Consider the following 20,854-nt stretch of genomic DNA (forward strand, 5'->3'; position numbering starts at 1 on the left):
CGGGAAGCGATGCGGCCGTTTTTTGTGCGTGATGGCACAGGGGGTTACACGCTACGGATCGATGTAGCGGTTACCGTGTCGGCGGCCCCGCGGTGGATCCGCGCTTGACCACGGTGTACTTCATCACCTGATGCACGCCCGGTGCGGTATCGCCCTTGCGTCGCTGACGGATTGCATCGGCCAACAGCGACACTGCGGCGCGTCCCATCGCGGTGACCGGTTGATGCACGGTGGTGAGCTCGGGCCAGATGGTGGTGGCAACCGGGGTGTCGTCGAAGCCTGCGACCGACACGTCCTCGGGCACGCGCAAGCCCAGGCCGTGTGCCACCGCAACGGCCGCTGCGGCCATATCGTCGTTGCTGCAGAAAATGGCGGTGGGCGGTTGCGCTTGTGCGAGCAGGCTGCGTGCGGCGAGCAGGCCGGAGCGATAGGTGAATAATCCTTCGGCGACCAACGCGTCTGCGACGGTCAAACCTGCGGCCTGCAAGCTGTCGAGATAGCCATTGGCGCGTAACGCGCTCGGGGTGTGCTTGGGGTCGCCCTTGATCAAGGCGATGCGGCGATGGCCCAGTTCGATCAGATGATCTACGATGGCGCGCGCGGCCTGATAATCGTCGATGCGCACCGAGCTGATTTGCGCCATCGGCGCGCCGCTGGCCACCGCCACGACCGGGATGCCGCGTGCATCGAGTTCGGCGATGGTCTGGCGCGAATCGCATAACGGTGGCGGCAGGATCACTCCGTCCACGCCTGCGGCGAGCAAGCGCTCGGTCGCGGCACGTTGGCTGCGGATGGCGCCGCATTTTTCCACCAGCACCTGGCTGCCATTGAGGCTGCTCTGTTCGAGCAAGCCGAGCATGAACTGATTGAGATAGGCGGCGCTGGGATTGCTGTACAGCACACCGATGCGCAACAGACCGCTGGTGCGTAACGAGCGGCCGGCCAGGTTGGGCCGGTAGCCCAATGCCTGCACTGAGGCTTCCACGCGCACGCGCATGTCTTCACCGACATGCGGGTGCCGGTTGATGACTCGCGAGGCGGTCATCGGCGAGACGCCGGCGTGTTTGGCGACATCCAGCAGAGTCGCTGCAGTATTCGCACTGCGTTGCCGCTTGGCCGCCATTGTGTGTGCTCGTCCTGGAGTGGAAGCGAAAGGGCAGGTGGTGCACTTGAAGCCTGCAGCGACTGAGATTGGCTTCGCTGCTGGTAAGCGGCGCTGTCGATGTTCGGGATCGGCACCGATAACGCACACCGTGTGCGTCACCTGTGCCGCCAGTGCTCAACCGACGTCCGCGTGCGGCCGTTTTGAGCCGCGCTTACTCGCTCGGCGGTTGCACGACCTTCGCACGACTGCCGAAATCGCCATCCGCTTCGGCCGCCAGATACGCAAACACCGTGTAGGCAGCCGCGTTTTGCGCGAGCGCCTTCGGGTCGATCTTGTCCAGGGTGTCGTCGGCGGTGTGATGCAGATCGAAGTAGTCGGTGCCGTCCTGCGCCAGCCATGCCCACGCGCCACCCTTGGCCGAGATCGGGCCGACATCAGGGCCCGGGCCGCCCTTGCTCGGCTCATACGCGATGCCCAACGGTGCGAGTACCTCGGCAATCTGCTTGGTCGCCGCACGTGATTCTTCCGGTGCCGCCGAGCCGGTGTTGAACGCATAAATGCGCCCGGCGCCGAAGTCGCTCTCCGCGCCGATCTGATGCAGCGCCATGTCCTTGGCATCCTTGCCGTGTGCGGCCGCGTACGCCTTGCCGCCATACAGGCCTTGCTCCTCGTTGGCGAAGGCCACCACCCGAATCGTGCGCTTGGGCGCCTGCTTGAGTTGGCTGATCAGGTGGCCTGCGGCCATGGTGATCGCAACGCCTGCACCATCGTCGATCGCGCCGGTGCCCAGATCCCACGAATCCAGATGCCCGCCGATCACCACCACTTCCTTCGGCTTGCTGCGTCCGGTGATTTCGCCGATCACGTTGTACGAGGTCGCCGTGCCGTCCCAACCGCAATCCAGTGCCAGCCGCAGACGCGTGCTGCCCAGCGCGGTGAGCCGCGCGAGCTGATTGGCATCCGGTACCGACAACGCCGCTGCCGGCACCGGTGTCACGCCTTCATCGAAGCGGGTGATGCCGGTATGCGGCACGCGATGCGAGTCGGTGCCGGCCGAGCGCATCACAAACCCGATCGCGCCCTTGCGGATCGCCTCCGATGGGCCCTTGCTGCGCACCGCGCCGCCATTGCGGTAATCCTGGCCGTCGCGCGCCTTGGTCATCTGGTAATCGACGAACGCGATCTTGCCGGTGAGCGAGCCGGCCGGTGCAGCCTGCAACGCAGCGAGATTTTCGAAGCGCACCACCTCGCCTTCGACGGTGCCGCCCGGGCTGCCGCCCAGCGCGGTGATGTGCAGCGGCTGCGCATGCGCGCCGATCACCGTGGCCTGCTCGCTGCGACGCTGCCACTTGGGAAACGTCACCGGCTCGGTCCACACCTTGTCGAAGCCCAGCGCGGTGAACTTGGCCTTGGCCCAGGCCACCGCGCGCGGATCGGCTTCGCCGCCGGCAATCCGCGGGCCCACTTCGGTGGTCAACGATTCCACCACTGCAAAGCCGGTGCTGTCGGCCAACGCCTGCTCGCGCAGCTGTGCGGCGGTGCGCAGCGCGCTATCGGCGATGGTGGTTGGTGCGGCCAGCGCGGGCGCGCAAGCGAGTAGGGCAGAGATGGCGACAGCGAGACGACGCATGCAGGGCGGCTCCAACGACAAGGGGGACCCCGAGCTTATCAGCGCGAGGTCCCCCGTCTGCGTGCGAAAGGTCATCCTCCTGCGCGAAGTTGCGCAGTGGATGTGTCCGCTTACGGCACGCCTGGCGTCTTCAGCGTGTCGTTCTTCAGCGAGTCGCGAATCTCGCGCAGCAGCAGCACTTCTTCGCTCGGGCCTTTGGGAGCATCCGGCTTGCGCTGGGTGAGGCGGTTGATCAGCTTGACCACCAGAAAGATCGCAAAGGCAATGATCACGAACTGCACGACGGTGTTGATGAAATCGCCATAGCCAATCGCCACTGCCGGGATTTCCTTGCCGGTGGCATCGACGCCGGCCGGTTTGAGCACCCACGCCAGCCGCGAGAAATCCACATTGCCGATGGCCCAGCCGATCGGCGGCATGATGATCTTCTCCACCAGCGCGGTGACGATCTTGCCGAACGCCGCACCGATGACCACACCGACCGCCAGGTCGATGACATTGCCACGCATCGCGAATTGCTTGAATTCGCTGACCATTCCCATAGCGCACTCCAGATGCGGTCGCGGACCAACTGCCGCAATGAGATCGTAGCGGGCTGCGTGTCAGCCCGCGATGATGCCGTGGCGCTCGGCGACGTTTTCCAGGCGGGCGCTGAACTGATCGCCGGGCAGCAGCGGGCCGACACCGGCCGGCGTGCCCATGAAAATCAGATCGCCCGCGCGCAATGCATAGAGCTTGGAGAGCTCATGCAGAATCTCCGGCACATTCCAGATCATCTGATCCAGCAACGATTGCTGGCGTACTTCACCATTGACCTCCAGCGACAGATTCAACGCGTCCAGCGCGCCCACTTCACCGGCATGCACCAGCTCGCTGACCGGCGCGGAATGATCGAAGCCCTTGGCGATGTCCCACGGCAGGCCCTTGGCTTTGGCGGCTGCCTGCAGATCGCGACGGGTCAGATCCAGGCCCACGCCATAGCCATAGATCAGGGCCTCGGCCCGATCCACCGGCAACTCGCCGGCCGGCGCATCGCGGCCCAGCGCCACCACCAGCTCCACTTCGTGGTGCAGTTCCTTGGTGCCGGGCGGATACGGAATGTGGTCGCCGTGACCGACCACGATCGCGTCGGCAGGCTTCATGAAAAACGTCGGCTGGCCGCGTTCTGCTTTCGAGGCAGGCGCGGTGGCGCCCATCTCGCGCGCGTGATCGGCAAAGTTGCGGCCCACACAGTAGATGCGGTGCACCGGAAAGTTGCCGCCACCAACCACCGGAATGCGCGGAACATCGGCGGCGGGAATCACATCGTGGGTCATGCACGCATCCTTGGGGAACGGGACGCGTGAGTCTAGCCGTTTGGCGGTGTACGACAACACCATCTGCGCGTCATGCGCGCAGCGTCGCTCAGTGCGACAACGGCAACGCGGGCTTGCGCACCACGCGGTATTCGGCTTCGACCACGCGCGCTTGCTGCGGCGCACGTCGATTGGACTTGCTCAACAATTTCCAGGCGATACCGCCCAGGATCATGGCCGCACCGACGAACACGCTGAAGAAGATCAACACCGCAAGAATGACCAGACCCGCCAGACCCGCAGCAACGCGCACCAACGGATGACGCGGTTTGCGCGGTGCAAACAGGTGGTGAATGTTGCCGAATTGGAAGATGCGTGCAGGCATGGCGGTGGGTTGCCGGGCAGGAAACAGGCAGGCAGTATCGTTGCGGTTTCATGTCATTGAGTGAAAAGTTCGTTAAATGCACTCTGGTTTTGCGGCGGCCATCACGTTCGGCCTAGCGCATAGGCTCGCCCCGTCGTCGCTTGCGGCCTGCGATGGACAAGGTATTCGCTGTGAGCTGATGCGCTGATCCCGCCGATAGTGCAGTGCAGCAGCGATCCATGTGCATGCCACAATCGACATTCGTTCTCGATCGGCTGATCGCATGTCTTCGTCATCGCCCACCACGCTTGCCGAATTGGCGCAGATTCCCGATGCAGGATTTCTGGAAGTCGAAGCCATGTGGGATGGCGGCCCGGAATCGCTGGTGTTGTATCGCGAAGGCGCGCAGGTGCGTGCGTGGTTGAACGTGTGCCCGCATGCCGGCCGTCGACTGGATTGGGCGCCAGGCCAGTTCCTCAAGACCAAGGAAGGCCATCTGGTCTGCGCCGCACATGGCGCGGCCTTCGAGCTCACCAGCGGCGAATGCATCAGCGGCCCATGCCGCGGTCAATCGTTGTTGACGGTGCCGGTGCGCATCGAGGGCGAGCAGGTTTTCCTGGGCTAGGTCGCTCGGCTCCTTCGGCAGCGACGTTGCCTGCAAGCCACGGGCGAGTGCGTGCAGCGTATCGGCGATATCTATGGTGGTTGCGTGCCAGGTCGCGTTGCAGCTCGCGTGCTGCTAAAAACCGCTACACCGATTCAGCGCGCCGCCCACCAGAACATCAGGTTGATCATCGACACCATTACCACGATGTAGATCAGCGACAGCGGCGCGCCCACGCGCCACAGCTCGCGCGGTTGATAGTTGGCCGGGCCTGCCACCATCGAGATCACCGGGTTGGAGGCGGTCATCAGATTGTTGGATGCCGACAACGCCACGATCAATGCGAATGCCGTGGGATTGCCGTTGGCCGCCAGCGCCAGATTGACCGCGATCGGCACCATCACGATGGTCGCGCCGACATGGCTGATCACCAGCGAAAACGCAGTGGTCAGCAATGCCAGACTGATTTCCAGCGCCCACACCGGCACGCCTTCGGGCAGGCGGTCGATGGTGTGGCCGGCCACCCAGGCTGCGGTGCCGCTGCTGTCCATCGCCCAACCCAGCGGGATCAGGCCGGCCATCATGAAGATGGTCTTCCAGTTGATGGAGGCGTAGGCCTCGTCCATGCGCAGCACGCCGCTGACCAGCATGCAGGCCACGCCGGTCATCAGTGTCAGTGCTACCGGCAGGCGCGAGGTCAGCGCGATCAAAATGGTGAAAGCGAAGATCGCCATGGCGATCTTGAACTTGTGCGGGCGCTGCTCGCCTTTGGGGAAGTCGGTCACCGGCACGAAATCGCGGCTTTCCGCCGCCTGCGCCAGGTCCTGCCAGATGCTGTGGAACACCAGCATGTCGCCGCCACGCAGCGGCACGTTGCGCACGTCCTCGCGGATCACCTGCTTGTCGCGGTTGATCGCCAGCAGGCTGATGCCGCTCTGCTTGCGCAGACGCAATTCGGCAGCGGTCTTGCCGATCAGCCGCGAGTTGGGCGGAATCAGCGCTTCGGAAATACCGGCAAGGCTGGGATTGAACAGATCGCCCAGGTTGCGCAAGCGCGAGGACATGCGCAGGAAGTGGTTCTGCGCAAAGTCGGTCACTTCCTGGCGCGGCCCCATCGCACCTAGCACGCTGCCGACCCAGATGCGCATGTCGGCCGGCGGTGCCAGGCGGGTGTCGTTGCCGGTCTTCAGGGCGAGCAGCAAGGGCGCGTCGTGCAGCGCTTCGGCCTCGCCCAGGGTCATGCCGACCAGCGGGCTTTCGGCGCTGACGGTGAGCTCGAACACATCGCCGTCGATGCCGTAGGTCTTGGCGAAGTAGCTCTCGGTGCGCGAGGGCGTGACGCCTTCGTTGATCAGGCGTTCTTCTTCGATCAGCTTGCGGTCGCCGTAGAAGCGGAAGTACAGCAATGCGGCGATCAGCAAGGCCACACCGATCGGCAGCGGCGCGAACATCGTCAACGGCTCGATGCTGGCCATGCCCGAGGGCAGGTTGTTGTTGGCAGAGACCAATAGATCGTTGAGCAGGATCAACGGCGAATTGCCCACCATGGTGAGCGCGCCACCCATTACGATGGCCGCCGCGATCGGCAGCAGCATGCGTTGCAGGGTGAGGCCGGTGCGTGCGGCCAGCCGCGAGGCGACCGGCAGATACAGTGCCATCACCGACGGGTTCTGCATGAACGACGAGTTCAAGCCGGAGATGGCCAGCGTCATCATCATCAAGCGTTGTTCGCTGCCGTGCGAACGGCGCAACAACCACGTCGCCAGGCGATTCAACGCACCGGTGCGCTCGAGCCCCGCACCGAGAATGGTGGTGGCGATGATGCTCATCACTGCGTTACCGGAGAAGCCACCGAACAGTTCTTCCGGCGCCACCAGCCCGGTCACGCCCAACACCACCAGCACGATCAACGCCACCACATCGGCGCGGATGCGCTCGAACAAAAACATCGCCATCGTGAAACCGACCAGCCCGAGGACGAGCTTCATATCGTTGGTCAGTGTCAGCGCGGTGTCCATTGAGGTCCGGGAATGGGGAGTCGGGAATGGAGAATGGGAAAAGCGGGAAGAGCGTGCGCTGGCGGCTTATCCGGGAGCTGACGGGAATTGCTGTTGCGATTCCCCATTCCCGATTCCCAATTCCCGGTCGTAAACCAGATCCCACACGCCGTGACCGAGCTTCTGGCCGCGGGTTTCGAAGTGGGTTTGCGGGCGCCAGGCGGGGCGTTCGACGTGGCCGCGCGGGCCAGCGCGATTGATCAGGCCCGGAGTGGCGTCGAGCACGTCCCACATCTGTTCGGCGTAATCGGCCCAGTCGGTGGCCGCGTGCAGGCGGCCGCCATCGCGCAGCTTGCGCACGAGCAGCTGCGCAAACGCCGGTTGGATCAGGCGGCGCTTGTTGTGGCGCTTCTTGTGCCATGGATCTGGGAAATAGATGCGCACTTCGTCCAGCGCGCCATCGGCGATTTCGTGCTCGAGCACTTCCACCGCATCATGGTGATAGAGGCGCACATGCCTGCTGCCGTCGTCGTGCAAGGCATTGAGCAAGCGGCCGACGCCGGGCGCATGTACCTCGATGCCGATGTAGTCGCGGCCGGGATCCTGCTGCGCGGCAAAGCGCAACGCTGCGCCGTTGCCGAAACCGATTTCCAGCACCTTGGGTGCGGCGCGGCCGAAGGCGGCATCGAAATCGCGCGGCGTCCCGACGTAATCCAGACCGAAGCGCGGCCACAACTCATCGAACGCGCGCTGTTGCGCAGGCGTAAAGCGGCCCTGCCGCAGCACGAAGCTGCGCACCTGCCGGCGGCCCTCTTCGATGGTGAAGGGCTTGGGCGGCATCTTGGCGCCGTCACTGGTAAACGGATCGGTCATGAATTAAGTCATCAGTAAAACGAAAGCCCCTCTCCCACCGGGGCGAGGGGGCACAGCTTGCGCGCCGTGGGCGCGCGTGCATAGGAGCGCCCACGACGCAGGCGTGGGCCGGGGCGCGGAGCGGGGGTTGGGGTTGAGGGTACGGCGTGAGGGCGCACGCGCAGCAACGCGCGATCTAGCAACGGCAACATCCGGCACGCCGCACTGCCAATCATTGCGCCTCGACTGCAATGTCAACGCAGCACACCCACTCATCCAATCACACCATCAACCGGACTCGACGCCGACGCATATCGCTTGCGCGGAATCCGCCCAGCCAGAAACGCCTCACGTCCCGCTTCGATCGCCTTGCGCATCGCACTCGCCATCAGGATCGGGTCGCGCGCACCGGCAATGGCGGTATTCATCAACACGCCATCGCAGCCCAGCTCCATCGCGATCGCCGCGTCCGATGCCGTGCCTACGCCGGCATCGACAATGATCGGCACCTTGGCGTTCTCGATGATTTCCAGCAGGTTGTACTTGTTCTGGATGCCCAGCCCGGAGCCGATCGGCGCGGCCAGCGGCATCACCGCCACGCAGCCAATCTCTTCCAGGCGCTTGGCCAGGATTGGATCGTCGGACGTGTAGACCATGACGTCGAAGCCATCGGCAACCAACTGCTCGGCAGCCTTAAGCGTCTGCACCACGTCCGGATACAGCGTGCGCTCGTCGCCGAGCACCTCCAGCTTGGTCAGGTTGTGGCCGTCCAGCAGCTCGCGCGCCAGCCGGCAGGTGCGCACCGCGTCTTCGGCGGTGTAGCAGCCGGCCGTGTTGGGCAGCAATGTGTAGCGATCCGGCGGCAGCACATCGAGCAGGCTGGGCGCGTTCGGGTCCTGGCCGATGTTCACCCGGCGGATCGCCACGGTCACGATCTGCGCGGCGGCCGCTTCGGTAGCCAGGCGGGTTTCGTCCAGATCCTTGAACTTGCCGGTGCCGGTCAGCAGACGCGAACGGTAGGCCTTGCCGGCGATGATCAATGCATCAGTGGGGGCAGTAGTCGTCATCGGGCAATTATCACCGATCGCGCGCAGCTGCGCCGGCTTGCGCGCAGCATCAACCGCCGCCCAGCGCGTGCACGATCTCCACCACATCGCCAGCGTGCAACCGGTGTGTGGCATGCCGCCCGCGCGACACGATTTCGCCATTGACCTCGACCGCGACGCGTCGTTGTGCAAGACCTTCCTGCTCAAGCAAGGTGATCAGGAGTAAGTCATCGGGAACGTCGCGCTGGGTGCCGTTGAGTTGGATGTTCATGTCATCATTGTTGCATCGCGTGCCGCCGGAGCGCGCGTTTTTGCGTTATGCGGCAATGCAGCGTGAGCGCGGGCGGCGAGGGTGAAACCATTTGCCATTCGCCGGCGTACGTATGCCGGTCCGGTCCAGTTCCACACACCTTTGAGCAGGCACTCCCATGGCTACATCTCTTCGCCCGATCCGTTCCCTGATGGCCGTTGCCATCGCCATTGCGGCCACCCCGGCCATGGCTGCGTCTGCGTTCGACCAGACCGTGTTCTTCGGTGACAGCCTCACCGACAGCGGCTACTACAACCCATTGCTGCCGGCCGCCTCGCGCGCAGTCACCGGCAAGTTCACCACCAACCCCGGTTTTGTCTGGGCCGAATACGTCGCCGACCATTTCGGCACCAACGCCGCACCCAACGGCAACGGCCAGACCGGCGACAACTACGCAGCCGGTGGCGCCCGCATCCAGGCCAGCTCGGTCAGCGCACTCGGCGCTGCGCCGTCGGTGACCAGCCAGATCAACACCTACCTGAGCGCCAACGGCGGCCAGGCCAACCCGAATGCGCTCTACACCGTGTGGGGCGGCGCCAACGATTTGCTCGCCGCCGCTGCGGCGCCGGCCCAGGCGCAGGCCATCATCGGCAACGCGGTCACCGCGCAGGTCGGCGCAGTCGGGGCGCTGCAGGCTGCCGGCGCGCGCTACGTGATGGTGCCGACCATTCCGGATGTGGGCATCACCCCGCGCTTCCGCGCCGGCGGTGCCGCCGCGATGGCGCAGGGCACTGCAGCGGCGACCGCCTACAACACCGCATTGTTCAACGGCCTGCGTTCGGCCGGCCTGCGCGTGATTCCGGTCGACACCTTCCACATCCTGCAGGAAGTGGTGGCCGATCCGGGCACCTACGGCTTCAGCAACGTCACCAGCACCGCCTGCAACCCGGCAGTGCCGCTGCCGGCGTGTAACCCGACCAGCCTGGTCGCGGCCAACGCACAGAACACCTATGTGTTCGCCGACGGTATCCACCCGAGCACCGCCACCCACCAGATCCTGGGCCAGTACGCCATCTCGCTGCTGGAGGCGCCGCGGTTGCAGCAGGTGCTGACGCATTCCGCGCAGGCCATTGGCCGCGCACGCGCCGACCAGGTGGCGTGGCATCTCGATGGCAAGCCCGACGCCGACGGCCTGCGTTGGTGGGGCAGCGTGCGCGGCGACATGCAGCGCTACGACCATGCCGATCTGTACGACGGCATGGCCCCGGCCGGCCTGTTCGGCGTGGATTGGAGCGCGGGCGATCTAGTGTTCGGCGGCTTTGCCGGCTTCGGCAGCATGGATGCCGATTTCGGCAACCGTAACGGCAGCTTCAAGCAGGACGACACCACCCTGGGCGCGTTCTTCGGCTGGTACACCGGCCCGGTGTGGGTCAATGCGCAGGTCAGCTACAGCGCGCTGCGCTATGACGTCGACCGCGAAGTGCAGCTCGGGCCAGCCACGCGCGTGCACAGCGGCTCGCCCGACGGCAGCAACCTCACCGCCGCGGTCAACGCCGGCTATTCGCTGGGCGAAGGCAGCGTCAAGTACGGCCCGGTGGTCGGCCTGACCTGGCAGAAGCTCAAGCTCGACGGCTACACCGAAAGCAACGAAAGCTCCACCGCGCTGGGCTACGCCGATCAGGACATCGACTCGCTGGTGGGCCGCATCGGCTTCCAGGTCCGTCTGGAAGGTGCAGAGGTCAAGCCGTACGTGCAGGCCACCTACGACCACGAGTTCAAGGATGGCACCGAGGCCAGCGCCTGGCTGCAGTCGATGCCGGAAGTGGGCATGTACACCGTGCCGGGCCAGAACTTCGATCGCAACTACGCCACCGTCGTGCTGGGCGCCCGCACCGGCCTGTGGGGCCTGCAGAGCAATATCGGCCTGAGCACCACCACCGCCCAGCGCAGCGCCCGCGATGCAACGCTGTTTGTGAATTTCAGCGGCAACTTCTGATCCACGCCGCACAGCTGTCCACGCGGTAGATCTGCAAGACACGAGGGCCGGGCAACCGGCCCTCGTCACGTCTGCGCATTGCGCCCGACACCCGCACCCGCCTAAACTCTCGCAACGCCACGCGGGCGTAGCTCAATGGTAGAGCTGTAGCTTCCCAAGCTACTGACGAGGGTTCGATTCCCTTCGCCCGCTCCAGATGCAGTAAGCGCTTCGGCACGTCTGACCGCTCCGCAATCCTCAGTGCGCTCCGCAATTCGATGCGTCTGTACTGCGCCAGCTGTGCTGCGCAGTGGCATCGGTTCGCTACGTCCGGCGTTTACGACTGTCTTCCGACGGTAGCCGGCCGCGATACGTCGCGGTCATCGTTTGATGCCGCAAAGCCATCTCGCTTGGCCATCCACGTCACGAGCAGTGTCGCGGCAAGCAGCACCAGCAACGCGGGCGGGAACGCGCCGACGCCGAGTTGATCGAGCAATACGCCGCCGAGAAGGCCACCGCCAGCGATGGCGGTATTCCACGCGGTCACCAACATGGATTGCGCAACATCGGCCTCCTCTCCCGCGGATTTGGCGAGCGCTGTCTGAAACAACGTCGCGCTGCCACCGAAGGCGAGCCCCCAGACGCCGACTGCGATGTAGACGATCGTGGGAAATGTGCCAGCCAGGCCCAGTGCCAATGCCGAAACGCAGAACAGCAGCGTGCTGGTCAGCGTCAGAGCGCGTAGATGGCGGTCGATCAATACGCCCACGATCCAGATGCCGATCAGCGATGCGCCACCGAAGACCAGCAACACCAGATCGGTGCGCTGCGCCATGCCGGCCTCCGCCAGGAACGAGGCGATGTAGGTGTAGAGAATGTTGTGGGCCAACACGAAAGCCAGCACCACGAACAGCACCGGCCGAATGCCGGGCAACCTCACCACGTGCGCCAGACGTTGCTGCTTACCCTGCAGCTGCCCGGCGAAATCCGGCACCTGCAGGCGCACCCACAGCATCAGGATCACCGCCAAGATGCTCATGATGCCAAAGCACACGCGCCAGCTCACCAGGCTGCCAAGGAACGCGCCGGCCGGCACGCCCAACGACAACGCCAGCGGTGTGCCAACCATGGCGATCGCGATGGCGCGGCCTTTCTGATGCTCGGGCACCATGCGCGCCGCATAGCCGGCCAGCAAGGCCCACAACAATCCCGCCGAGACGCCTGCCAGAAAGCGCACCACCATCGTCAGCGCATAGCTGCTGGACAGCGTGGTGATCGTGTTGGCGATGGCGAAGCCGGCGATGGCCGCCAGCAGCAGCGGGCGACGGGCAATGCCCTGGGTGGCGATGGTCAATGGTATCGCTGCCAACAAGGAACCGAGCGCATAGATGGTGACGGTCTGACCGACCCAGGCTTCGGAGACGGCCAGGCCATCTGCCATCTGCGGCAGCAGACCCGCTGGCAGCGCTTCGGTGAGGATGGTGATAAAGGCGGCCATGGCAAGCGCGAGCAAGGGTGCCAGTGGCAGACGGTCTTTCGCAGTCGAATTCATTGCCTTGCTTCCACAGTGGCATACACGGCATCGCGCAGATCGGTGACGAAGCTGCCCGACATGCCTTCGTACAAGGTGTTGGTGAAGGCGACCACGCTCAGGCCTAGCGCCCGGTCAACAAACCACGAGTGGCCATATGCACCACCCCAGCGCCAGGTGCCCACAGATTCCGGCGATGCGGCGAGCGCGGGGTCGCGCAAGACCGAGAACCCCAGCCCGAAGCCAAGCCCTGGCAGATCCTGCAGCGCAGCGCCTGCGGTCTGATCGCTCGCCATCTCCTCGATCAACGGGCTAGGCAGCAGCTCGCCATCGCCATCGCGCAAGGCTTCGAGCAGACGCAGAAAATCCTCGGCGGTCCCCACCATGCCGGCGCCGCCAGAGGCAAACGCCTGCGGATCGAAGATGCGGGCGGGGCTATAACGGATGCCGATCGCGCCTTCGAAGGCCGAGACGGTTTCTGCTTCTGCCAGGCGATGCGGCTGCGGCGCTGCGTTGACGTAGGCGGTCGCCACACGCTGCGTTTGGGAGGTGACGAAATCGGTGTCCGCCATGCCCAGTGGTCCGGTCACCAATGCGCGTACCGCTTCGTTCAACGGGGCGCCGTAGACACGCGCAATCAACGCACCCAGCACGTCGGTTGCCAGCGAGTAGCCCCATGCCGTGCCCGGCGCATAAAGCAGCGGCACGCTGGCAATGCGGTGCAGGTTTTCTTCCAGAGTGATGTCAGCGGCATCCATGCCGTCGGAGACGCCGGCGACCGCATAAGGACCATTGGCGTCTGCTTCGAGAAAGCGATAGCCCAGGCCGGCGGTATGGCTGAGCAGTTGGCGCGCCGTGATGCGTGCAGGGCGGCCATCGCCCAGTCGTGGCTGGAACTCGGGCAGCCAGCGATCGATGCCTGCATCCAGGTCCAGGCGCCCTTGCGCCACCAGCACCAGCGCGGCGGTTGAAATGATGGGTTTGCTGACCGATGACAACCGAAAGAGCGCATCCACGCGCATCGCACGACGGCTTTCCCGGTCTGCCCAGCCAGCGGCCTGCCGGTGGATCAGCTCACCATTGCGGGCGACCAGGACGACAGCTCCCACCAGTCGCTTATCGTCCAGGGCGTGCTGAACGACCGCCTGGATGTTACTGGTCAGCAGTGCGGGCGGCATGGCGATGCGCGGCGGAGAGAGGGACAGTGTCATAAGTGTGGTTGATCGAGAGACAGTGCAGGCAGAGTAGACAGCCTTGGATTAAAGAAAAACTGGGGTAGAGTTCCGCGTTGTGCGGAACCAAACGTCCGCAATGGGGACGTGTGGTGGAAAGCCTGAGCGGGTTCGTGGTGTTCGTGCAGGTTGCCGAAACGCGCAGCTTCGTCGCGGCTGGCCGGTTGTTGGGCGTGTCGGCGTCTGCGGTCGGCAAACGCGTGGTGCGGTTGGAGGAAAAACTTGGCGTGCGGCTGTTTCATCGCAGTACGCGCAGCGTCACGCTGACAGCCGAAGGCACGTTGTTCCTGGAGCGTAGCCGCCGCATCCTCGCCGAGATCGAAGCAGCAGAGCTGGAACTTTCGCAAGCCACCGCCGCGCCGCGCGGGCGCTTGCGGGTGAGCCTGCCGCTGGTCAGTGCGTTGGTATTGCCGGTGCTGGGTGACTTCATGCGCCACTATCCCGAGATCGAGCTGGATCTGGACTTCAGCGACCGGATGGTCGATGTGATCGAGGAAGGGTTCGATGCGGTGGTGAGAACCGGCGAGCCGAGCGATTCGCGCCTTTCGGCCAGGCGCCTCGGTGGCTTCCAGATGATGCTGGTGGCTGCGCCCGAGTATCTCGCGCAGCGCGGCACTCCGCGCTTGCCCGTCGATCTGCTGCAGCATGCCTGCCTGCATTACCGTTATCCCAACTCGGGAAAACTGGAAACCTGGCCGCTGCATACGCGGCGCAACAGCGGCGAACTGGTGCTTCCCACCTCGATGATCTGCAACAACATCGAAACGCGGGTGTGCTTCGCAGTGCAAGGACTCGGAATAGCCTGCCTGCCGGATTTCGCTATCCGCGACCTGCTGGCAGACGGGCGCCTGCTTCCCGTGTTGGCCGAGCACGTGCGGCGCAGCGGCGCGTTCCACGTGCTTTGGCCGGCAGGCAAGCATCCTTCGCCGAAGGTGCGGGCGTTTGTCGACTTTCTGTGTGCCAGGGTGTTTCCTGACGAAAAGATCAAGCGGCGAAAGCCGGTCAAGCGGTAACGCTGCGCCATGTCGCATTGGCGTCGGTTGTGGCGCAGATGTTGCGCCGGATGCATCGCCCAATCTCCTGCATCATCACAACACGCGCAACGTAGCCAATGACGTATCTCTCGCTTTTCGCACTTGCGCTTATCGCAGCCACCTTGCTCCCTGCGCAGTCGGAGACGGCATTGGTGGCGCTGCTGTTGCGCGGCGATTCTGCGTTGGGGCTCGTGGCTGCTGCGAGCATCGGCAACGTGCTCGGCTCGCTGATCAACTGGTGGCTTGGGCGCGAGGCATTGCGTTTTCAGGCAAAGCGCTGGTTCCCGATCAAAGCGGCTGCATTGCTGCGCGCCCAGGCGTGGTATGGCAAATACGGCAAATGGTCGCTGCTGCTGAGCTGGATGCCGATCATTGGCGACCCGTTGACACTTGCGGCGGGCGTCATGCGCGAGCCGCTGCGCGTGTTCCTGCCGCTGGTTGCGATCGCCAAGACCACCCGTTACGCCTTGCTCGCATGGGCGACGCTGAGTATTGCGTAGACTGCGCAACATCTGAGCATCGAGCGACTCGCCAGCGCGTTATAAATTTCAAGCGTGGGGCGATTACGTAGACGCTCGGTCGCCTACCAGTTGGGAGCGGGTCCAATGAAGACGATCAGGCGCATGGATAACCTGCACGTACATGCTTGGACGTGCCTGAATGAAGCAAAGAAAGACCCGGTATTGCCGGGTCTCTGAATGCGGTCGAAGCTTAGAATTCCTGCCAGTTACTCCCGTCACTGGAAGCAGTGGCAGCCAGTTTTTTCGGTGCAGACGCTTGGCGGGTAGCGGCTTTGACCGGTGCTACTGTTCGGCCGCTGACCAGGCTGAGCTTTGATGATGCGGTTGGTGCCGAACGCGCGCTGTGCGTGCTCGTCTGCGCAATCTTGAACACCGCAACCGCTTCGGTGAGCTGGCCGGCCTGTTCTTCCATCGAACGCGCCGCCGCAGTGGCTTCTTCCACAAGTGCCGCATTTTGCTGGGTGGTCTCATCCATTTGCGTGACCGTGATGTTGACCTGCTCGATGCCGACCGACTGCTCCTGCGAGGCTGCAGAGATCTCACCCATGATGTCGGTCACGCGCTGCACGCTGGCCACGAGCTCGGCCATGGTGTTGCCGGCGGTGTGCACCAGGGTGGAGCCTTCGGTAACGCGCTGTACCGAGTCGTCGATCAAGCTCTTGATCTCCTTCGCTGCTGCGGTTGAGCGCTGAGCGAGCGTGCGCACTTCCGAGGCAACCACGGCAAAGCCACGGCCCTGTTCACCTGCGCGCGCGGCTTCCACGGCCGCGTTCAGCGCCAGGATATTGGTCTGGAACGAGATGCCGTCGATGACGCTGATGATGTCGGCGATCTTCTTGGACGAGGCTTCGATCCCGGCCATGGTGCCCACGACCTTGCTCACGATCTCGCCGCCTTGCGAGGCCACGCTTGCCGCACCGATCGCCAGCTGATTGGCCTGGCGTGCATGCTCAGCGTTCTGGCGAACGGTGGAGGTGAGCTCTTCCATCGAAGCGGCAGTTTCTTCCAGGTTGGCCGCCTGCTGCTCGGTGCGGTGCGACAGATCCTGATTGCCGGCGGCGATTTCGCTGGCAGCCGAATTGATGGAGATTGCCGAGTGCTGAATGCGTCCGACGATTTCCGCCAGCTGCGCGGCGGTGGTGTTGGCGTCATCACGCATCTGCGCGAACACGCCCTTGAACTCGCCGCTCATGCGTGCAGTCAGGTCGCCCGCGGCGATGGACTGCAGCAATGCAGACAGCGATTGCAGGTTGCCGTCTGCAGTGGCCATCAGATGATTGAGGCTGGTGACCATGGCGCGGAAATCATGCTGGAAGCGCTCGGTGTCGCCACGCACGCTGAAGTCCCCGGCTGCCGCTGCCGAAGCCAGGCGGCTGATTTCCTGATTGATCGCCTGCAGATTCTGTTTGACCTGATTCATCGTCTCGGTCACCACCGCCTTCTCGCCCGGCAGCCGATCCATCTCATCGGAGAGATCGCCGATGGCGTAGCGCCCGATGATCTGTGTCAGGCGCATCGTCATGGCGATATGCGAACTGGCCAGGGCGTTGGCATCGCGCACCATGTGACCGAACTCGCCAGGAAATGCGTTTTCGTCCATGCGGTAGCTGATCTCGCCAGCATCGTGCCGGCGTGCCATTTCCAGCTGGGCGGCGATGACGCCTTGCAGGCGATCGCGGATGCGGTAGACCGCACTGGCCAACTGCACGGTTTCGTCCTTGCCGGTGACCTTGATATCGACGTCGAGCACGCCGCGCGACAACTGCTCAACGGCGGCAACCGCCCGCTGGATCGAGCGTGAAATCGCGTTACCCAGGAGCATCGCGATGCTCACGCCGGCCAGCGCGATCAATCCCAGCGCGATCGCCGACAAGGTGATGGCGCGCGTGTTGGTGGCCTGTTGCTGCTGATAGCGCAGCTTGGCAGAGGCGGCCAGTTCGTCACGCAAGGTGGCAAGCCCGGCAAAGGTGGCGTTGGCGTTGTCCTTGACCTGGGTCCGATTGACTTCGGCGCCGCCGGCGATATCGCCAGCTTCGATCAACTCGATCTGGCGCTGCATCCCCGCTTGCATCAGCGCATAGCTTGCGGTGATCTTTTGCAGCTGGGCGGTGTGTTCGGCTTCCTGGCTCAGCAACTGCTTGAGTTCCACGATGCTGGCCGCGACTTGCGTGAAGCGCGTTTGGTTCTCCTGCTTCCATTGCGTGATCAGCTCGGGTGTGCCGATGGCGATCATGCGCAGGATGTTGATATCGACCCGGGTCAGTTGACCGTCGATGCTGCTGGCAAGCGCAGAGCCGGTGAAGTCGCGATTGTAGAGCGTGCCTACATTGTTCTTGGAGGTGTGCAGGCTGTTCAGCAGGAACAGACACAGCAGGATGCTCGGAATCAGCGTTCCCAACAATGCCAATATAAATTTGCTCTTGATCGTCGGTAGCATGCTGGGACCTGGGGAAGAAGCGGAGGAGTGGGAGGAGCCGGCGAGTGACTGGCCTGTCCGAGCAACCTGAGGCGTTGTCGCCAACGTCGACTGGCTTGCCTGGTTCGCTGGCGCTTGCCTAGGTGTCTCAATCCGTTATCGGCAGATTTCACAAAATCTTGACTCGATAACGAACTGAGTAATTCGCTCCGTCAGGCCGGGCATCGGTTTTGGTGGCGGCAAGTTCGCAGCTGAGATCTTTCATCGAGTCGAAAGCCGTCTCGGCTGCGAGTGAAAGCGATCTTGCCAACGCACTGTCGGCAGCGCTCGGTGATGAAAAAGCATCGCTTCAGAGGTTCGCTCAAAACCTCCGCCATACGGTTCAGTAATGTCTTGGCGAATCTTGCGCGCAGCCGGTACAAACCCGTGCATTGCGGATAGCCTGTGCATCTTGAGAAGGGATCGCGTGCGGAAATGACGGAGCAGTTGACCGAGCAATGGATGACGGCAGTGACCGATGCGCTGAGCGAATTGCAGGCATCAAGAGTCGCGCAAGGGGCGATGCTGGAAGCAATGCTTGCTTCGCATCCCGAACCGGCCTTGCTCAGACTGTGCTGGGATCGCCTGGCGGCATCGCTGATTGCCACAGTGGCGCAACGCAAAGCGTCGTCGACGGTGGAAAAACCCATTGAGTCACACACGTTGGAGCAACTCGCCTTCTGGAACGAGCGGCTCACCCGGTGCTTCCCGCCTGCTTAGGCGGCGGCTACTGCAAGTCGGCCCTGATCGAGGCAATGCGCATCGAAGCGCACGCGCCCATCGCTGGAGACCTCGCACATCGCCATCCACTGCCTGGCGTGATCATGCGCGGCGATGCGGTCGGCGAACGCATCGCCCGGCACACGGTATCGCTGCAAGGTAATGCCGCCGGATTTGCTGAGCAGCAGTTCAGCCGAAAACTGCCCTTGGCCGGGCGTGACATGCGCGGTGAGCTGATAGTCGCCCACGTGCCGAATCGATGACATTCCCAATCGTGATCCTCCTTGACCTTGGTTAATTAGCGCTTTTGGCGTCCATGCCTGCGGGCCGACGCCCATGGTCCATCAGCCTGCAGGCCGCCGATTCTGCCAGAAAACCACTCGCATCGCTGTCAGGAACCACGAGCGGGGCCGTAAGGGAATTCCTTCACTACAACAACGGCACCCGCTTGGCGAAGCGCTGCGCGCCGACCAGTGCCCAGGCGTGGTCGCTGATCTTGTTGGTCGCGATCACGCAGCAGCCGCTGTCGAGACAATCGTTCCAGTTGTCTTCGCTATTGGCTAGATACGCACGGATGATGACCTCGGGTCTGCCGACGCAGGCCTTGAATGTCTTCATCCATTGATCGCGATCAGAGTGGAAGATGTGGAAGTTGAAAAAGACCCGGTGAGGATCCGAGGGATTCTCGTCGGCATCGGTGTCTTTGTCGGCGAAGCACAGCCGCGATTTCGGCGCGGTTTCCGCATAGGTCTGCTTGTCCTGCTTGTTGCCGGTCACGCAGACAAGAAACGTGTTCTTCAAGTCTTCAATGAAGGGCCAGCCATTCCTTTCATGGAGTCGCCGTCGCCTTCCACCCAGTAATCCCGGGTTACGTGGGTGACGATGGTGTAGCTGGTGCGGTTGTCGATTGTGACCTTGGCCGGGCTGGACATGGAAATCTCCACCGTGACGCTGGGACGGTCGACTCTACGCATGAATCGGCCTCGATGTCGGGTGCTGGCTTTTGGTAATCGATCGCTAGAAGACGCCTGTTTAGGCATACATCGAAATGACATCGATTGCAGAAAGTAACTTCCTGAAGAACCCCGATAGCACGCTTCGTGATTTCCTTGCCCATGGTCAGGAACCTCCTGATTGAGCGCATCGCCGATGGTGGTCATAGTTATGGCCATGATCGAGCGAGCACCATGACCACGACACATCCTCAACTCATCGGCGCACTTCTCAAGGGCATGCGCCGCGCCGAGTCCGCACACGCCGCATCGGTTGCTTACAGCGCCGGCATCGCCAGGCAGATGAATAGCGGCTACGGCACGCCGGCCGATGCGGGCAGGGTGCTGGAGATGTTTGCGCTCGACCCGGAACAGATTCGAGAGCTGGGCCTGGTGGGGGTGGAGGAGCTGGGCGAGACGGTGTGCCACGCCTGGTCGATCAATGCCGGGGAGCCGGAGCGGGTGATGCAGTGGTTTTCCGCGCCGAGGGTCGAGTTCGTGGGCAAGCACTGCAGCGAGTTGATCCGTGCCGGGCGGATCGGGCCGGTGCTGAGCATGGCCCGGGAGCATGCTCTGCTGCGCCCTCGCTGACCGCTTCCAGACTCGCGTAGGCCACAGCGCTTTACGCTAGCCGGCGCAACGGCAATACTCGTTGATCCGCCCAACCTCAGTTTTGCCAATGCGCCAGGTTCCGCCTGCTTCACCCTCCGCCGCCGCCAAAGCCCAATTGCTGGAAGAGCTGCGTAAGCTCGAACAGGAAGAAGCCCAGCTGAAATATGCCCAGACACTGGAAGCCTTTGACCAGGTCGTCGAAGTGCTGACCCAGTTTGGTGGCCGCTTCAACGCAAAACAGAAAAGCCAGATCGCGTCCCTCGCAATGACGGGCAAGTCCAAGGGCCCGCTATCGTCCACCGGCGAAGTCGTGGCCAAGTACTGGATTCCGCATTCCGGCGAGACCTGGTCCGGGCGTGGTCGCACCCCGCGCGCCTTCAAGGCCTGGGAAGGCACCAGTTCGTACAAGGAATGGAAAGCCAATCATCCGGACAAGCGGTTTCCGCTCTATCCAGGTTGAAGGTCTGTTCCAGCTTGAGCGCTGTTTGGTTTGTCTGTTTGTTCGATAAAAGCTTTTGTCAGTCGTTGCAATGATTAATTAAAGTTGCTGCGCCAATGTTTAGCTGCTTTGTTTAAAAGTGTCCGAAGAGAGCGGATCACCGGTATTCTCGCGTGCCTTGATCAGACTGCCGTCACCGT

The 20,854-nt window shown here is 63.4% G+C and carries 22 protein-coding genes and 1 tRNA gene; 8 read left to right on the forward strand and 15 right to left on the reverse strand.

Annotated elements, in window-relative coordinates:
- Positions 1 to 70 precede the first annotated feature (70 nt).
- The 5 genes from FFY45_RS02350 to FFY45_RS02370 form a co-directional block, all read right to left on the reverse strand.
- The gene (locus FFY45_RS02350; protein WP_176339275.1) at positions 71 to 1,123 is read right to left on the reverse strand and encodes a LacI family DNA-binding transcriptional regulator; all 1,053 of its coding nucleotides are present in this window, start codon (positions 1,121 to 1,123) and stop codon (positions 71 to 73) included.
- A gap of 193 nt (positions 1,124 to 1,316) precedes the next feature.
- On the reverse strand, positions 1,317 to 2,735 hold the full coding sequence (locus FFY45_RS02355; RefSeq protein ID WP_176339277.1) for a M20/M25/M40 family metallo-hydrolase: 1,419 nt from the start codon (positions 2,733 to 2,735) through the stop codon (positions 1,317 to 1,319).
- Between the two features lie 110 nt (positions 2,736 to 2,845).
- Positions 2,846 to 3,277, reverse strand: coding sequence for a large-conductance mechanosensitive channel protein MscL (gene mscL / locus FFY45_RS02360; RefSeq protein ID WP_104591819.1), 432 nt, complete (start codon positions 3,275 to 3,277; stop codon positions 2,846 to 2,848).
- A 60-nt stretch (positions 3,278 to 3,337) separates the two neighbouring features.
- A complete protein-coding gene (locus tag FFY45_RS02365; protein ID WP_176339279.1) occupies positions 3,338 to 4,051 on the reverse strand; it encodes a fumarylacetoacetate hydrolase family protein in 714 nt (237 codons plus the stop codon).
- Between the two features lie 88 nt (positions 4,052 to 4,139).
- A complete protein-coding gene (locus FFY45_RS02370) occupies positions 4,140 to 4,415 on the reverse strand; it encodes a hypothetical protein (RefSeq protein ID WP_006448453.1) in 276 nt (91 codons plus the stop codon).
- Positions 4,416 to 4,677: 262 nt separating this feature from the next.
- Between FFY45_RS02370 and FFY45_RS02375 the strand changes: the two genes are divergently transcribed.
- Positions 4,678 to 5,019 (forward strand): Rieske (2Fe-2S) protein, encoded by a 342-nt coding sequence (locus tag FFY45_RS02375; RefSeq protein ID WP_176339281.1) that lies wholly within the window; start codon positions 4,678 to 4,680, stop codon positions 5,017 to 5,019.
- A 134-nt stretch (positions 5,020 to 5,153) separates the two neighbouring features.
- On the opposite strand, the gene FFY45_RS02380 is transcribed toward FFY45_RS02375, so the two are convergent.
- The 4 genes from FFY45_RS02380 to thiS all read right to left on the reverse strand — a co-directional run bounded on the left by FFY45_RS02380 (position 5,154) and on the right by thiS (position 9,164).
- Complete coding sequence (locus FFY45_RS02380; RefSeq protein WP_023904931.1) at positions 5,154 to 7,016, reverse strand: SLC13 family permease; 1,863 nt, start codon at positions 7,014 to 7,016, stop codon at positions 5,154 to 5,156.
- Positions 7,017 to 7,082: 66 nt separating this feature from the next.
- Positions 7,083 to 7,868: a tRNA (guanosine(46)-N7)-methyltransferase TrmB gene (trmB, locus tag FFY45_RS02385; RefSeq protein ID WP_176339283.1), complete on the reverse strand. Its 786-nt coding sequence runs from the start codon at positions 7,866 to 7,868 to the stop codon at positions 7,083 to 7,085.
- Positions 7,869 to 8,119: 251 nt separating this feature from the next.
- On the reverse strand, positions 8,120 to 8,914 hold the full coding sequence (locus tag FFY45_RS02390) for a thiazole synthase (RefSeq protein WP_176339285.1): 795 nt from the start codon (positions 8,912 to 8,914) through the stop codon (positions 8,120 to 8,122).
- A 49-nt stretch (positions 8,915 to 8,963) separates the two neighbouring features.
- The gene (thiS, locus tag FFY45_RS02395) at positions 8,964 to 9,164 is read right to left on the reverse strand and encodes a sulfur carrier protein ThiS (protein WP_176339287.1); all 201 of its coding nucleotides are present in this window, start codon (positions 9,162 to 9,164) and stop codon (positions 8,964 to 8,966) included.
- 190 nt (positions 9,165 to 9,354) lie between these two features.
- Between thiS and FFY45_RS02400 the strand changes: the two genes are divergently transcribed.
- Together FFY45_RS02400 and FFY45_RS02405 are read left to right on the forward strand one after the other, a co-directional pair.
- Positions 9,355 to 11,139, forward strand: a complete 1,785-nt coding sequence (locus FFY45_RS02400) for an autotransporter outer membrane beta-barrel domain-containing protein (protein WP_176339305.1) — start codon at positions 9,355 to 9,357, stop codon at positions 11,137 to 11,139.
- Between the two features lie 121 nt (positions 11,140 to 11,260).
- Positions 11,261 to 11,334, forward strand: a tRNA-Gly gene (locus FFY45_RS02405).
- A 121-nt stretch (positions 11,335 to 11,455) separates the two neighbouring features.
- Here FFY45_RS02405 and FFY45_RS02410 read toward each other — a convergent pair.
- Together FFY45_RS02410 and FFY45_RS02415 are read right to left on the reverse strand one after the other, a co-directional pair.
- Positions 11,456 to 12,670, reverse strand: coding sequence for an MFS transporter (locus tag FFY45_RS02410; RefSeq protein WP_176339289.1), 1,215 nt, complete (start codon positions 12,668 to 12,670; stop codon positions 11,456 to 11,458).
- A complete protein-coding gene (locus FFY45_RS02415) occupies positions 12,667 to 13,860 on the reverse strand; it encodes a serine hydrolase domain-containing protein (RefSeq protein ID WP_176339291.1) in 1,194 nt (397 codons plus the stop codon). The genes FFY45_RS02410 and FFY45_RS02415 overlap by 4 nt, the downstream gene beginning before the upstream one ends.
- Before the next feature lie 77 nt (positions 13,861 to 13,937).
- Between FFY45_RS02415 and FFY45_RS02420 the strand changes: the two genes are divergently transcribed.
- Together FFY45_RS02420 and FFY45_RS02425 are read left to right on the forward strand one after the other, a co-directional pair.
- Positions 13,938 to 14,894 (forward strand): LysR family transcriptional regulator, encoded by a 957-nt coding sequence (locus tag FFY45_RS02420; protein ID WP_255171844.1) that lies wholly within the window; start codon positions 13,938 to 13,940, stop codon positions 14,892 to 14,894.
- A gap of 98 nt (positions 14,895 to 14,992) precedes the next feature.
- Positions 14,993 to 15,415, forward strand: a complete 423-nt coding sequence (locus tag FFY45_RS02425; RefSeq protein WP_104552056.1) for a YqaA family protein — start codon at positions 14,993 to 14,995, stop codon at positions 15,413 to 15,415.
- A 211-nt stretch (positions 15,416 to 15,626) separates the two neighbouring features.
- Here the strand turns inward: FFY45_RS02425 and FFY45_RS02430 are convergent, their stop codons facing one another.
- On the reverse strand, positions 15,627 to 17,873 hold the full coding sequence (locus FFY45_RS02430) for a methyl-accepting chemotaxis protein (RefSeq protein WP_176339292.1): 2,247 nt from the start codon (positions 17,871 to 17,873) through the stop codon (positions 15,627 to 15,629).
- A 453-nt stretch (positions 17,874 to 18,326) separates the two neighbouring features.
- Between FFY45_RS02430 and FFY45_RS02435 the strand changes: the two genes are divergently transcribed.
- Positions 18,327 to 18,611: a hypothetical protein gene (locus FFY45_RS02435; protein WP_043889393.1), complete on the forward strand. Its 285-nt coding sequence runs from the start codon at positions 18,327 to 18,329 to the stop codon at positions 18,609 to 18,611.
- Here the strand turns inward: FFY45_RS02435 and FFY45_RS02440 are convergent.
- The 3 genes from FFY45_RS02440 to FFY45_RS21925 all read right to left on the reverse strand — a co-directional run bounded on the left by FFY45_RS02440 (position 18,608) and on the right by FFY45_RS21925 (position 19,771).
- A complete protein-coding gene (locus tag FFY45_RS02440; protein WP_176339293.1) occupies positions 18,608 to 18,877 on the reverse strand; it encodes a hypothetical protein in 270 nt (89 codons plus the stop codon). The genes FFY45_RS02435 and FFY45_RS02440 overlap by 4 nt on opposite strands.
- 163 nt (positions 18,878 to 19,040) lie before the next feature.
- A complete protein-coding gene (locus FFY45_RS02445) occupies positions 19,041 to 19,412 on the reverse strand; it encodes a hypothetical protein (RefSeq protein ID WP_176339294.1) in 372 nt (123 codons plus the stop codon).
- Complete coding sequence (locus FFY45_RS21925; RefSeq protein WP_217902415.1) at positions 19,409 to 19,771, reverse strand: hypothetical protein; 363 nt, start codon at positions 19,769 to 19,771, stop codon at positions 19,409 to 19,411. Before FFY45_RS21925 ends, FFY45_RS02445 begins: the two co-directional genes overlap by 4 nt.
- A gap of 27 nt (positions 19,772 to 19,798) precedes the next feature.
- On the opposite strand from FFY45_RS21925, the gene FFY45_RS02450 reads away from it, so the two are divergent.
- Together FFY45_RS02450 and FFY45_RS02455 are read left to right on the forward strand one after the other, a co-directional pair.
- Positions 19,799 to 20,194: a hypothetical protein gene (locus FFY45_RS02450; protein ID WP_023904916.1), complete on the forward strand. Its 396-nt coding sequence runs from the start codon at positions 19,799 to 19,801 to the stop codon at positions 20,192 to 20,194.
- An 88-nt stretch (positions 20,195 to 20,282) separates the two neighbouring features.
- Complete coding sequence (locus tag FFY45_RS02455; RefSeq protein WP_055824272.1) at positions 20,283 to 20,675, forward strand: H-NS histone family protein; 393 nt, start codon at positions 20,283 to 20,285, stop codon at positions 20,673 to 20,675.
- The last annotated feature ends 179 nt before the right edge of the window (positions 20,676 to 20,854 follow it).

This window comes from Xanthomonas hortorum (assembly GCF_011305375.1).
GTDB classification, from domain to species: domain Bacteria; phylum Pseudomonadota; class Gammaproteobacteria; order Xanthomonadales; family Xanthomonadaceae; genus Xanthomonas; species Xanthomonas hortorum_E.

Bases quoted from the DNA above. Each gene is read 5' to 3' on its own strand.
- FFY45_RS02350 (WP_176339275.1), bottom strand. From the start codon at position 1,123: ATGGCGGCCAAGCGGCAACGCAGTGCGAATACTGCAGCGACTCTGCTG.
- FFY45_RS02355 (WP_176339277.1), bottom strand. From the start codon at position 2,735: ATGCGTCGTCTCGCTGTCGCCATCTCTGCCCTACTCGCTTGCGCGCCC.
- mscL (WP_104591819.1), bottom strand. From the start codon at position 3,277: ATGGGAATGGTCAGCGAATTCAAGCAATTCGCGATGCGTGGCAATGTC.
- FFY45_RS02365 (WP_176339279.1), bottom strand. From the start codon at position 4,051: ATGACCCACGATGTGATTCCCGCCGCCGATGTTCCGCGCATTCCGGTG.
- FFY45_RS02370 (WP_006448453.1), bottom strand. From the start codon at position 4,415: ATGCCTGCACGCATCTTCCAATTCGGCAACATTCACCACCTGTTTGCA.
- FFY45_RS02375 (WP_176339281.1), top strand. From the start codon at position 4,678: ATGTCTTCGTCATCGCCCACCACGCTTGCCGAATTGGCGCAGATTCCC.
- FFY45_RS02380 (WP_023904931.1), bottom strand. From the start codon at position 7,016: ATGGACACCGCGCTGACACTGACCAACGATATGAAGCTCGTCCTCGGG.
- trmB (WP_176339283.1), bottom strand. From the start codon at position 7,868: ATGACCGATCCGTTTACCAGTGACGGCGCCAAGATGCCGCCCAAGCCC.
- FFY45_RS02390 (WP_176339285.1), bottom strand. From the start codon at position 8,914: ATGACGACTACTGCCCCCACTGATGCATTGATCATCGCCGGCAAGGCC.
- thiS (WP_176339287.1), bottom strand. From the start codon at position 9,164: ATGAACATCCAACTCAACGGCACCCAGCGCGACGTTCCCGATGACTTA.
- FFY45_RS02400 (WP_176339305.1), top strand. From the start codon at position 9,355: ATGGCCGTTGCCATCGCCATTGCGGCCACCCCGGCCATGGCTGCGTCT.
- FFY45_RS02410 (WP_176339289.1), bottom strand. From the start codon at position 12,670: ATGAATTCGACTGCGAAAGACCGTCTGCCACTGGCACCCTTGCTCGCG.
- FFY45_RS02415 (WP_176339291.1), bottom strand. From the start codon at position 13,860: ATGACACTGTCCCTCTCTCCGCCGCGCATCGCCATGCCGCCCGCACTG.
- FFY45_RS02425 (WP_104552056.1), top strand. From the start codon at position 14,993: ATGACGTATCTCTCGCTTTTCGCACTTGCGCTTATCGCAGCCACCTTG.
- FFY45_RS02430 (WP_176339292.1), bottom strand. From the start codon at position 17,873: ATGCTACCGACGATCAAGAGCAAATTTATATTGGCATTGTTGGGAACG.
- FFY45_RS02435 (WP_043889393.1), top strand. From the start codon at position 18,327: ATGACGGAGCAGTTGACCGAGCAATGGATGACGGCAGTGACCGATGCG.
- FFY45_RS02440 (WP_176339293.1), bottom strand. From the start codon at position 18,877: ATGTCATCGATTCGGCACGTGGGCGACTATCAGCTCACCGCGCATGTC.
- FFY45_RS21925 (WP_217902415.1), bottom strand. From the start codon at position 19,771: ATGACCACCATCGGCGATGCGCTCAATCAGGAGGTTCCTGACCATGGG.
- FFY45_RS02450 (WP_023904916.1), top strand. From the start codon at position 19,799: ATGACCACGACACATCCTCAACTCATCGGCGCACTTCTCAAGGGCATG.
- FFY45_RS02455 (WP_055824272.1), top strand. From the start codon at position 20,283: ATGCGCCAGGTTCCGCCTGCTTCACCCTCCGCCGCCGCCAAAGCCCAA.